The following is a 12857-nucleotide window of genomic DNA, read 5'->3' as shown; positions in this document are numbered from 1 at the left end:
CACCGGATTGTTAGGGTTGTTATTAATATCGGCCAATGGAGCCAAATTGTAATGAATTCCCGCCGATTTTAAGTCTAATGCAATTTGTTTTCCCACTTCGTACACTAAGTCGATTTTCCTTTCGGGCAATGCGCCAAGGGTTATAGCATATGGATATTGCGGTGTTTTTTCCACGCGCATTGCTAGGCCCCATTCGGCATCAATACTCATCAATAGGGGAGTAGTGGCACATTTTTGATAGCGTACAATCAGATCTTTCAAACGCTGAAAACTGTCGTCGTTGAACTCCACTTTTTTCTTCGACTCATAGTTGGTTGCCGCACTTGCCCTGCTATGAAAAAATGTCAATCCGCCAATATTGTGTTCTTTGATTAAACGTTCAGTTTCCTGAATATTCTCTTCCGTGTCGTTGATGAAAACGGCAGGGAAAAAGAATTGCCCAATTTTTTGTTCTAGTGTCATTTTGAAATGAATATGATATTTAGCTTAACCATATAAGTTGAAATCTGTATAGCTATTAAAGTTAAGTATTTAATAGTTATTGTTTTAAATAAATTTGAATGACTTATATGTTTAAAAAATATTATGTTTATTTAGCTTCTGCTTTCTTACCAAAATCTGCAGGGTATTTTAAAAATTGAGATAAAATCAAACCAGGAATAGTGGCGCAAAACACCCAGATAAAGAAGTTTCCATAGCCTAAATATTGCTGAATGTAACCACTTAGCATTCCTGGAAGCATCATTCCCAGAGCCATGAAACCTGTAGCGATGGAATAATGTGAAGTCTTAGATTCCCCTTCAGCAACGTAAATCAAATACATCATAAAGGCGGCAAAACCAAAACCATATCCAAATTGCTCTGCTATAACCGTTGCATAAATATAATAAACAGATGTTGGATGAAAATGAGCCAATAGGATAAATCCAATTATTGGCAGGTGCATCGCCAGAAACATCGGTAGCATCCATTTGCGCAATCCTCCTTTGGAGATGGCTATTCCTCCTAGAATTCCTCCAATAACAAGAGCAGTCACTCCAAAAGTTCCGTAAATAATTCCCACATCTTCGGTGGTTAATCCCAAACCGCCTTTGGCTTTTTCATCGATCAAGAAAGGAGTCAGCATTTTTAATAGTTGGGATTCCCCTAATCTGAAAAGTAAAATAAAAGCCAAGATCAGACCGATTTGTTTCTTTTGGAAAAAAGTAGCAAACACTTCTCCAAAACTTGCTTTTGGGGTAGTTTCTGTTACCGCGATTTCTTCGACTTTTGGTGTGGTGAAAAAGTTGTAGATCGTGAGGAAAACCATAATCAATGCGACAACAATCATCGTGTACGACCAAGCTTTGCTTTTGTCTCCAAATTTGTGTTCCAAAAATCCTCCCAGAATTACAATCAATCCATTGGCGGTTAGCATGGAAAGTCTGTAAAACGTACTTCTAATCCCGAGGAAGAAAGATTGCTGTTCTTTGGCCAAAGCCAACATATAAAAACCATCACTCGCCACATCATTGGATGCTGAAGCAAATGCAGCTACCCAAAAGAGTGCCAAACTCAACATGAAAAAATGATTCATAGGAATGGTTATTCCAACAATCAAAAAGGCAATCGCAATCAACAGTTGCATCGCGAGAAACCATTTTCTTTTGGTAGCATACAAATCAATAAACGGACTCCAAAGCGGTTTAATCACCCAAGGCAAGTACAGTAAACTTGTATAAACCCCAATGTCTTCATTGGCAATTCCCAGATTTTTGTACATAATCACTGAAACCGAAATAATAATAGCATACGGGAATCCCGAAGCAAAATTTAAAAACGGAATCCAATACCAAGGTTTGTTGTCTTTCATTATTTGATGTGGGTTTAATTGTTTAACAGTTTAATCGTTTAAAAGTTAATTGTTATTTAGTTTGCGTTTCCACTTGTAAATCGATTATGGTCTCGGGACTTTCATTGGCATAATAGTCCACGAAGGTAAAAGCAAATGCTGTTTTGCCTATCATTTTATAATCTGGCACTTCGATGTTGAATCCTTCATTTTCTTCTGTGACGGCAATTTTGTCCAGAATTTGGGAGGCATCATTTATGTTTATTTTAGAAGCATCTTTGGCACCATATACCACTATATATCTCACTTTTGATAACAGTTTTGGTTTTTGGAACGAAATGTAATAATTGGTCGTATCCTTGGTGATGGAATTGATGGCTAAGGTTTCGGTAATTGTCTTTTTAAAATTCGGGACAGGCAGTGGTAATGCAGGGTATTTGTATTCATATTCTTGTAGTACTTTGACCACATCCATGTTTTTGTTCATAAACCACTTGGCACTAAAAAAACCATTTCCCTGTACATTTGGATAAGAGCGGGTAAGGTCAATTTGATTTGGAATTTCGAATTTATTATTCCAGTGTTTGTCTGAATCGGATTTGATTTTGTAAGTACTGTTTCCCACGTATAATGCGGTGTTGGCAGGCACATTTTCAGACCACCATTTCATTAATTTGGCGTACGAAGCTGTTTTGTGGTCAATGCTCCAGTACAATTGCGGAACTATATAATCAATCCAGTTGTTGTTCATCCAATCAACAGGATCGGCATATAAATCATCATAATTGGTTTGCCCAGAAAGTGTGTCGGAGCCTTTCGGATCAACCGATTTGTTGCGCCAAACCCCAAACGGACTAATACCAAATTGTACCCAAGGTTTTAGTTTTTTGATACTGGAAGATATTTTTTTGACAAAAGTAGTCACGTTGGAACGCCTCCAATCGGCTTGGGAAAGTCCGTTTCCATATTTTTGAAACGAAGCGGTATCGTTAAACTCGATCCCTTTTATTTTGTACGGGTAAAAATAATCATCGAAATGTATGGCGTCAATATCATATTTAATCACCACCTCTTCCACTAGAGTCGTTAAGTGCTGCTGTACTTCGGGCAGGGCTGGGTTATAATAGTATTTTCCTCCATATTCAATCATCCATTCGGGATGTTTGTAATAATCATGGGAAGGACTTAAGGTTTCGGTTTTCAAGTCGAAAGTGGCACGATAGGGATTCAGCCAAGCGTGAAATTCAAAACCACGGGCATGGGCTTCGGTAATCATCCATTCGAGTACATCATAATCAGGACTTGGTGCTTTTCCTTCCCTTCCGGTTAGGTAGCGGGACCAAGGCGCCAGAATTGTAGGATATAATGCATCGCCCACAGAACGAATCTGAACAATTACAGCGTTGTAATTTAGTTTTTGGTAGGTATCCAAAATATCAATAAAGTCGGCTTTTTGTTTCTCAACCGAATCCGTGCTTTTTTTTGGCCAGTCGATATTGACAACAGTGGCAATCCAAACGGCTCTAAATTCGTTTTTTGGGTGCATATCTCTTTTTTGGGCATGCCCAATGACTGCACAAAGTAGAAGGTATATTGTTGGGAATAGCAGGGACTTTTTTAGAATCATTTTTACTCTTTTTATAAAGAAATCAAAAGTAGTTTTTTTAGCGAAGTTTATTAAATTAATTACCAATAAAATTAGCCTAAACGTATTTCTTTTGCATTATTGCTAAAAAGCATAACAATGTGCCTTATCCAGCAATCCGCTATAGTCCTCCATTAGAACCCTTTTTTTACTGGCCACTACAGGAGCTTCCGTTGGTCGCTCTGTACCGGCTGTAAAAAAGAGTGTTCTAATTATCGGGCTGTCGCTGCTATCTGGGGAGGGGATTTAGTGCATTGAAGAAGCTTTTTTGTGTTGATTTGAAAAATGCTTATTTATAAAGGCGTTAACGGAAAAAGTAAGGAGACTTTTATCATGTTTATGGCTTTCAAGAAATTAATAAAAATGCTAGGTCATGAGACTTTGAGGAGCCTTTAGATTTACATAATAAATATTTCCTAATTTTAGACTAATGACCAAACTGACAAAGTGAGCCAGTTCGTAAATGTATTCTTTAAATAAACTGTAAGTAGTCTGCAGAGTAATTCTAAATTCAGGAGCTTTTTCCTAATTTAATTCTGGAACATTATTATAAGTCTTTTTTTCTTTGTTTTAATATCTTACAAATTTTAATAAGTTGAAAATCAATTTTTTAGCATAGTTTTAGCATGTTTTTGGCATGTTTTAGCATATTTTTATCATATTTTTATAAATCATAATTCTTTATTCTTTCTAAAAGGTTAAGATTGTTTTATGGCCGTAAAATGGATAAGAATCATTTGATTACGTAGTTATAATCACTAAATAGTACATTGTAAATAAATATTTTTGAGGTTTTTGATAAAAAAAATATTCAGAATGGAACAGCAGTAGAAAAATGATTTAGAGATAAAAATTAAATAAGTAATCATGAAAAAAATAATCAATATTTTGTTTGCAACAGCATTGGTTTTTACTTCATGTCATTCTAAGGATAATAAGGAAGGGAAAAAAGAAAATGTGAGCTCTCAAGCTGCCATTGAAAAGCCAAAGGTTGAGATTAAAGTCAATAAAAAGTATGATAAAAATGGAAATTTAATTTCTTATGATTCAACTTATGCATCATTTTATTCTAACAGAAAAGGAGACAAAGTTTTGATGGATAGTCTGTTTCGAGAATTTAAGCCAAAATTTGACAAGCAATTTCCGCTTATGAAAGACAAAAGTTTTAACCAATTGTTCTATAGCGACTCTTTGCTGTATAATGATTTTTTCCATGATGATTTTTTCAGCAAACGAATGGAGTTAAATCAGGAATACATGCGTAAAATGATGCAGCAAATGGATTCTATTAAAAATGCTTATTTTAAAGGACAAGGCAAGCGGCTAGAAAATAAAAAGGGTGATGAATAGATATTTCTTAATTTTAAACTAATGACCAAACTGACAAAGTGAAGCGGTGAATCTACTAAAATTTTCTGTAAATAAACATTCGTTCTAAAATCTAACAAGTGATATTTTTTGCTCTCTTTTTTTGAATAGTAAGTTGTTGATTTTAATAATCTTAAATTATTTATACAAATTGTATCCAAACTACATTGCTAATCTTTAAAAATAAAAAAATGAGCGTTCTAACAAATTATGTAATTCCAGGAAATCATGGTAAAATTTTTGGAACAAATGCCATGGAAGATGCCAATTTAATGACAATTAAAGCCTGCCTGTTGGAATTAGACGGGATAGAAGATGTGTTGTTGAATACAGAAATTTTCCCCAGAGAATTTACGGTACACACAAACAAAATGGTTTCCATAGCTGATATTGAAAATAGGGTGAAATCAGTCGGTTTTCACGCTATTCCGAAAGATTTATTCGAACTTTAATATTTTGGAATAAAATTCTCATATTTTTTGTCTTTCGCAATTTCTCCTAAGATAATAACCAATACCGATTCATTCAATGTAAAACTATTCAAAAAAAGATGAAAATGGAAGCTAACAAAACAATTTATGAATTGCACGAAGAACACAAAACTTGGCTAAACAAACTTTTGTTTTACAAAGATGAACTTAAAATTATGGATAATCGAATTTTGGAAGTGGCAAAAAAAAACACTTCAAAAGAGGTACAATCCTTGGCTGATCATTTTAATAATCAGCTGATTATTCAAAAGGAACAGATTGATATCTTAACCCATGATATTAAAAGTCACGAATTGTATCTTGATGCAGTAGCGATTGATAATCATAAAGATATCAACAATCAAAATTTTGTAGACCATAAAAAACACCGCGAAAGTATAGCGATTTTTGAAAAACTTTTTAAAGATTTGAGAGATGAGCTGATTGATTTTCTATCGAAATGGATGTGAATTAGATGATTTAGTCTTGACTTTCTTTTTGAATTAAGATTGAAGTAGAAAACTTTGTAACTATTCTATTTGAGATTTACCACATACTTCTTGCAATAAATCGCAAACATAGAATATTTATCATAGAAACATAACTCAGCTCTTCGAAGCGTTCTTTAAAAAAAACGTAAAAAGCTAAGCAAAGTCATGTCCCGAAAGCTTTCGGGATTGCGGAGCAGCTACACTTCGTGGAGCAGGGGACTTTACGTAGCTTTTAGAGATATACACTTCGTGGAGCGGGGGTGTTTATTAAATTAATTGCCAATAAAATTTGGTCTGACGTTAATGATCAGAAAACTGGAATATACTTAGTATTCCTATTTGAACTGCTTGTTGAACAGGTATTGTTATGTTACAGATGAGTGATAGACTTTTTAATTCCTGGATTTCTATCCGATTATACAACGTAAAACATGTTCTAGCTGAAGGCCCGAATACAAACAAAATTCCTCTATGGAAATTAATTGATGCGATTCTTTGTTTAGGCTGACTTTAATTTTGATTAAATACAACCTTGCCTGTCTGTATGTTTTACCGGTAATACGTTGTACATCTTTTGGATAAATACATACCCTGATGTTTGCTCCTATCACACTACCACTTTTAATATATTATCCAGGCCTGATTGGGCATTCTTTTGGCGGTTATGAAACGGATTTCATCATAACGCAAACGGATCGATTTGCGACGGCTATAGCTGGAGCAGCATGGACTGATTTGGTGAGTACCTATTTGTATATAGGCGGCAATTATCTTAAACCAGACTTTTGGCGGGCTGAATATGACCAGTTGAGGGTTGGGAAATCGCTGTTTGAAGATACAGAGAGCTACCTTAGAAATTCTTCCGTGTTACAAGCAGCCAATGTTCATACGCCTTTATTAGCTTGGACTGGCGCCGAAGATCGACATGTTAATTACTATCAAAGTATCGAATTCTATCTTGCTTTAAGAAGGCTTGGAAAAACACACACGATGTTGATTTATCCCGGAGATGGTCACGCATTGATGGACGGATCGAATCAAAAAGACCTGACGCAACGGACCGAAGAGTGGTTTGGGCATTATTTGGAAAATGAACCGTTGCAGCCATGGATGGTTGCTGGTTCTCATTAATTGATTCAGATCCGAAAAGATATAAAAAACAATGCCGTCTGAATTTGATTCAGACGGCATTGTAATAAAAAAAGCTTTTAGCTATTGCGTATCTCTAAAAAGCTGATTCGGACAGGTTGCGCCCGATTTTGCATAAAGAGTGGCGCCGTCACTATCAGATGTACAGACAAAGATACCGCTATTGGAACACAGTTGTACCTGCTGACAAGGTATGGCAGCACTTACGTGTTTGTAGCCCATTACGGGAGCCAGTTTACTATTGCTTTTTTCCATTGCATTGGTTGTCAATGCTCCTGCCAATCCTACTGCAATAACAGCCATTGGCATTACTAAATTTAAAAATGTACGTTTCATAATAACAAAATTTAGAATTTATGATCTACTCTTTTTTACAGGTTTTCGATCTTAGTCCTGCTATTTGGCCAATAGATTTTTATGTTTTTTATTTTGTACGCTTGCTATTGTTTTGATAATTTTTGGTTATTGTTTTGCTAAGGTTGTACCTGACGATGCGATTGCCAATCAATGCATATAGTATTGAATCCTGTACAATAAAGTTTTTCATTTTATTATTCTCTTCATTATAGATATAAAAGCTTAGAGTATAGCTGTTTCCTGAAAGGTCATATAAGTCTATAATGCTTGCCTGTTCCCACATTTTTATATTTTCATAACGACCCGGTATTCCAGAATTGACAAAGAGCAGGTTATTGAATACCGCGCAATTTTTATTGACAATAAGAGGTTGCTTTCCAAGTTTCTTTTGATTGTGGCTTTTGATGTTCACTATGTTGAGATTGGCATGGCTTATTGTATCGATCGTATTTCCTCTATAATCGATAGTTAGATTCTCGTCGGCCACTGTGTACTGGTTGCGATAGGCATATAAATAAACAAGTCGGTTTAACTGTTTACTGTAGACCATTTGACCATCTGTATCAAAAAGGCCGTCGATTTGTTTTTGCAAAATTGCCGGATTCAGTTGTGTCTTGGAGGTATCACGCAAATCCAATGTAGCCATAACGCTTTCGCCACTGCCTCGCTTTTGTGTGCGGACCGCCATTATAGTTGAGTCCATCGGTTCTGCCAGTGAAAAGTATTCGCCTCCTTTTTTTACCAATTTTGCTTTCCAGTCTCTAATATTTCCTTTGAATATGCAGGGTACAGTGCCATCGTATACGTAAAAATATGGTGCTGATACTTTTATCTTTACTGATTTAAATGGGAGATTTTTGTGATCCAATTCAATTTGATATTGTGTTTTTTGCTTTAAGGTAGAATCTAGCACTGTTACCAGTAGTTGTGCTGTGGTGTTACCGAGATATATTTTATTTTGATCGACACCTGCGATATAATACGAGTTTAATTGAAGGTTGGCTTCCCTCGCTTTTACAGCTGGAAAATGCGGAAAGCGCCTTGTGAATTTATTGTGGTAGTGGGTTATATTTTCGGAGGCTAAGAACAGTCCCGCAACAATTCCAACGCTCAATACTGTTGACAACATAAAAATAATGATGAGGTTACGAGGCTTTGAAATTAGAAGTTTCTCAGCTGCTGAATTACGTATTATTAGAATTCCCACTATGGCCAATAGAATGAATGCTATATTAAATATAAGATGCTCTTTCCATCCCAATTTTTCGAGAATGCCGCCGCAGGAGCAAGGAATAAAGGAGCTGAAATTTAAAACTATAAAAATGTATGCTGTAAACATTAGCATCAGGTTGAAAGAAGCAAAGAGTGCCACAAGACGAAATCTAGGGAATACTAACATTAGTACTATGAGGATTTCTATTAATGGAACTAACCATGATATAACATTAGCAAAAGCACTCAGTAAAGGGGATTGTCCGAGTTGTACACTGAAATTTTCAAAATCAAGGAGTTTGCTTACTGCTGCGTAGGTAAAGAGGAGTATGTAGAGATAACAGATGAATACTGTAATTTTATTAGTTTGGGAGACAGATAGTTTCATAGTCTTTTTTTTTTTTTTTTTTGTGTGGTAAAGTTCTGTTTATTAGGATGATAGTTGTTTGCGTATTGGGAATATCAGTATGCAAAAGGGGAATGAAGAGCTTTTTTCTTTTGTCTTGATACAAAAGAAACAAAAAATCAAGCCTGAATATTTTTGCACCAAAAATCATCGGACGGATTTTCCTTATCGCAACCCCAGCCGTTCGTGCTGGGCACTCACTCGGGGGTTACTCCCTACGGCCAGCGCGCAAATCCTTACCGTGATTTTCTGGTGCAAAAATATAAGGGCGACCAAAGACGTTTTCAATTGTTTATTTCTGCTTTATTTGAAGAGCATTTTTTCTTTTAGCTCACTTAATTCTTATTTTAAGTGGTGTTCGCTGAATCTTCGATTTGTCTTGATTACTCACTAGTTAATAATTTATTGGAGTTCGTGAATCTATGATTTCAAAAGAAACAAAAGATCAAACGTTGAGGAACACAACATGTCTTTAGCTAAATAGGAACATTTTTTCTTTTCCCTTGGTGGAAAAGAAACAAAAGATCAAGCCTGAATATTTTTGCACCAAAAATCATCGGACGGATTTCTTTATCGCGCCCCCAGCCGCTTCGCTAGGGGGGCACTCCCAACGGCCAGCGCGCAAATCCTTACCGTGATTTTTGGTGCAAAAATATAAGGGCGAGGGAGAGGACGTTTTCATGGGTTGTCATCGATGTTCTCGCGTTTTAAATCGCTGGGTGAATAGTGGAATCGTTTTTTGAATGCTTTGTAGAAGTTGGTGTAGTCATTGTAACCGCTTATAAAGGCGATTTCTTTGAGCGGGATACTTGTTTGCAGGATTAATAGGTGTGCTTTTTTTAGTCTTTCTTCGGTGTAGAACTGGTAGATGCTGGTATGGAAAAAATGCCTGAAAGTGTCTTTTAATTTGAATTCGTTGACGTTGAATATTTTTGACAATTCGTTTGTACTTGGCAGCGGATTTTCTAAGTTTTTTAAAATGTAGGTGTGAACGTTTTGAATCAGGACTGCATCTGATTGGTGTTGGTCTGTTTTATTTGGTGCGCTTATCGAATTTGGTAGGTTATCCTGAAGAATTGTTGTAATGGAACTGATGATAATGGCATTACTATACAAAAGCCTTGAAACGGTACAAAAGGTTGGAACTAAGTGCTGATTTGAAGTAATGAATATTAATTGGATGGTAGTATGCATCTTTACATCTGCTGCCGCTTCTGTTTTAATGATGTCCCATAACGGTATGGATTGCTTGGCGAGTATTTCGTGAAACCCCAATTCTATAAGCTTGTCTGGATTGTATCCCAAAAAGGTAGGTGTTTGAGTACTGAAGCTCTTGATTGAGAAATTTTTATCGATAATTATTGTTGCTTGAACTAAACTTTGGTAGGTGTAATGTGGGTTTATGTAGCCGAGATTAGCCGTTAATAACTGCATTTTTTCGGCTACTGTATTTAGAATAGTTACCAGTTCATCCAACTGACAGTTCTCAGGATCTCGCTGCAACTTAAAAGTAAGGTTGCCAGTTGCCATTTCAAACAGCATCCGGTATATGTTTTTTACTTTTTGTTGGATATGATTGTTCATCTCGTTGTAGTAATGGATGCAGCATATTATTTGTGGGGATGAACAAAATTATATCATATCATTTGGGGAAACTAAAGGTGTGGTGTTGAATTCAGGAATTGAATAGGGGTTTTTGTAAAAGTAGGTTGAGGTCTCTATTAGAGTTGAATATAGATGTTAATATCTAGTATGCAATGTATAGATTTAGCTGATCGTATTTAATTTATATTTTAATTCCTTGATTTTTTTGTATAATCACCTCTAAAAATAAGCGATCAGTATTGGTTTTATAGTCTCTTTTTTTTGTAAAATTTAAATGTTTTATGCTGCCGAAGGAAGGCTCGTTTTCGATTTTGTTGAGTAAGGCCAGACATCCATTAAAGGAACCTTCCAAAGAAAAAATATAACTTGTAGTGATGAATTCTTTTTCGGAAATGATGTGGGGCTCCTTAAAGTCAATAATTTTAAGCCTATAGGTATTGCTATAGGTATTTAATTGTTTTAATAAATCATTTTGAAATGATTCTGTTGCAGTTATATTGTATTGGGATAAGACTATGTCTAATTGTTTTTCCTTTAGACGTAATTGATGTGCTAATTTTGGAGCATCATTGTTATTGGTTATTAATTCATTTTTAGAATTATATTCTTTGTAATAGGTTATCGTATTTGAAATGGCAAAAGAATAGCAAATATATAATGCCAGTAGAAAGCCCAAAACCAACATTTTATTTTTCTTGTTTAGTCTCATCTTATTTCAATGTTATTTTGATGGAGAATTCTGTTTCATTCAGGTCATTCTTTCCAAAACCAGTAATTACCACCTGATTAATCCATTTTAATTGTTCTATAGTTTCAATCCAATGGGTAAAAGCTTCATTGTTTATTGTAGTACCTGAAATAGTGACTATTTTTTCTTGAATCACAATGGATTCTTCGTTTTTAATCTTTTTTTCTAAAGGATGATAAATCAATTCAGTCAGTAAAATGGATTGCGGAATTCTCTTTGCTAATTCATTAATGATAAGTGAACTTTGTGAAGAAGTCATTGCTACAACATTTTTTACTTTTTGCTCTTTAGAATGAACTCTTTGTTTTGTTTTGGCAACATCTTCAAGTGATGATTTACTTAACAAAAGACTTTCGGATGTTTCTTGCACTAACGTATAGTAATGTGTAAAGGTGAAAAAATTAACCAACAAAATCGTGAGCAATATACCAATTGTTAGTTTTATTCCTTTTGAGAAGAAACTTTGTTGATTGTAATTTTCATAAAGTTCTTGGCTATAATTAATACTGTTTCCAGTGTTCATAGTAGTATTTAACAGCAGACGTAATATCCCTGCAAATGCCAATAAATGGTTGTTTTTTATGGCTAGTCCATTGATGTTATAAGTAGTATTTAAATCAGCTCTAACTGTTTTAATTATTTGATTTTCATCATGACAGGAAATCGACTGATGATTTGTAAACAATTCATTTTCGTCGGTATAATTTACTATTTCGGCAATAGAACATACACCGAGACTGATGCCAGCTATGGCAATTCCTTGTTTGTGGTAGTTAGACAGTAATTCATCTATATAGCTTTTTCGGCTAATGGCAATAATGGATTTGGTCTTTAATCTCCAGATTTCAAAATAAAATTCATCCCAATTGGTATTTGGAAATGATTTGTGCAGTAATTTTTCATCAGTAGCGTCAATGGCATCGATTTCTTTTTGAATTACCTGATTGGTATTGATAACGAGAAAAAAAGGAAGCTTTTTATCCCATTTTTTAGCTATTTTTTCGCTGTAAGAAACCTTATCTTTTTGGGTAATAACTAGCTCTTCTTTTTTCTTTTCAATCAATAGAATGGCAGTCTTTTCTTCATTATTGAAAGAAAAGTGCTCTATACCAATGTATTGTTTGCCAATTAAAAGTGAAGTTAAGGAAGGAATGTTCATTAGAAAATAACGGTAGGTTTAATTAAAACAGTTAATTTCTTATTTGAAGCTTCATGACTTTTGGAACTAAAGAACCAATTTATTATTGGTATTCTCGATAAAATGGGAACACCGCTACTTGAATCACTTTTGACAGATTCCTCAAGCCCCCCTAATACAATTAAATCTTGATCTTTTACCCTAATAATAGAGGTAAATTCCCTTGAAAACATCCCCGGAGGTGCATTTTTATCAATTTTTACGCCATTGAATCGAGACTGAATTACTTTAATATCCATTGTTATGTCCCCATTTCCAGAAACTAATGGCATAATGGTTACAGATAAATCGGCATCTATGGGCTGGTAATTTTTTACTTCAGAGGTTTGTGGAATTTGTGAGCCATAATAATTTTGATTGGTGACTACATAGTAAGT

At 34.9% G+C, this 12857-nt stretch carries 13 protein-coding genes; 4 read left to right on the top strand and 9 right to left on the bottom strand.

The annotated features are described in order from the left end of the window. From VFS71_RS06680 to VFS71_RS06670, 3 genes are all read right to left on the bottom strand, one after another. The coding region (locus tag VFS71_RS06680; protein WP_326400144.1) for a glycoside hydrolase family 3 N-terminal domain-containing protein at positions 1-462 on the bottom strand (462 nt) is incomplete at its 3' end. A 127-nt stretch (positions 463-589) separates the two neighbouring features. Continuing rightward, on the bottom strand, positions 590-1852 hold the full coding sequence (locus VFS71_RS06675; protein WP_326400143.1) for an MFS transporter: 1263 nt from the start codon (positions 1850-1852) through the stop codon (positions 590-592). A 52-nt stretch (positions 1853-1904) separates the two neighbouring features. Beyond that, a complete protein-coding gene (locus VFS71_RS06670; RefSeq protein ID WP_326400142.1) occupies positions 1905-3458 on the bottom strand; it encodes a glycoside hydrolase family 10 protein in 1554 nt (517 codons plus the stop codon). A gap of 885 nt (positions 3459-4343) precedes the next feature. Between VFS71_RS06670 and VFS71_RS06665 the strand changes: the two genes are divergently transcribed. From VFS71_RS06665 to VFS71_RS06650, 4 genes are all read left to right on the top strand, one after another. Next, complete coding sequence (locus tag VFS71_RS06665) at positions 4344-4826, top strand: hypothetical protein (RefSeq protein ID WP_326400140.1); 483 nt, start codon at positions 4344-4346, stop codon at positions 4824-4826. Between the two features lie 209 nt (positions 4827-5035). After that, positions 5036-5296: a heavy-metal-associated domain-containing protein gene (locus VFS71_RS06660; RefSeq protein ID WP_326400138.1), complete on the top strand. Its 261-nt coding sequence runs from the start codon at positions 5036-5038 to the stop codon at positions 5294-5296. Between the two features lie 104 nt (positions 5297-5400). Continuing rightward, positions 5401-5784, top strand: coding sequence for a hypothetical protein (locus VFS71_RS06655; RefSeq protein ID WP_326400137.1), 384 nt, complete (start codon positions 5401-5403; stop codon positions 5782-5784). A 615-nt stretch (positions 5785-6399) separates the two neighbouring features. Beyond that, on the top strand, positions 6400-6936 hold the full coding sequence (locus tag VFS71_RS06650; protein ID WP_326400135.1) for an alpha/beta hydrolase family protein: 537 nt from the start codon (positions 6400-6402) through the stop codon (positions 6934-6936). An 81-nt stretch (positions 6937-7017) separates the two neighbouring features. Here VFS71_RS06650 and VFS71_RS06645 read toward each other — a convergent pair whose 3' ends face one another. The 6 genes from VFS71_RS06645 to VFS71_RS06620 all read right to left on the bottom strand — a co-directional run. Then, positions 7018-7290: a DUF6520 family protein gene (locus VFS71_RS06645; protein WP_326400133.1), complete on the bottom strand. Its 273-nt coding sequence runs from the start codon at positions 7288-7290 to the stop codon at positions 7018-7020. Positions 7291-7378: 88 nt separating this feature from the next. Beyond that, positions 7379-8911 (bottom strand): DoxX family protein, encoded by a 1533-nt coding sequence (locus VFS71_RS06640; protein ID WP_326400131.1) that lies wholly within the window; start codon positions 8909-8911, stop codon positions 7379-7381. Between the two features lie 696 nt (positions 8912-9607). Beyond that, positions 9608-10513 carry a helix-turn-helix domain-containing protein gene (locus VFS71_RS06635; RefSeq protein ID WP_326400130.1) on the bottom strand — a complete coding sequence of 302 codons (906 nt, stop codon included), beginning with the start codon at positions 10511-10513 and terminating at the stop codon, positions 9608-9610. A gap of 202 nt (positions 10514-10715) precedes the next feature. Continuing rightward, complete coding sequence (locus VFS71_RS06630) at positions 10716-11243, bottom strand: hypothetical protein (RefSeq protein WP_326400129.1); 528 nt, start codon at positions 11241-11243, stop codon at positions 10716-10718. A 1-nt stretch (position 11244) separates the two neighbouring features. Beyond that, positions 11245-12441 (bottom strand): PilN domain-containing protein, encoded by a 1197-nt coding sequence (locus tag VFS71_RS06625; protein WP_326400127.1) that lies wholly within the window; start codon positions 12439-12441, stop codon positions 11245-11247. Beyond that, positions 12441-12857 (bottom strand): type II secretion system protein GspD (locus tag VFS71_RS06620; protein ID WP_414655989.1); only part of this gene is annotated, 417 nt, incomplete at its 5' end. The genes VFS71_RS06625 and VFS71_RS06620, both read right to left, overlap by 1 nt.

It is taken from the genome of Flavobacterium sp. (assembly GCF_035760125.1).
Classification (GTDB): Bacteria; Bacteroidota; Bacteroidia; order Flavobacteriales; family Flavobacteriaceae; genus Flavobacterium.
The sequence above is the reverse complement of the archived record's forward strand: the minus strand, read 5'-3'. Positions and strand labels throughout refer to the sequence as shown.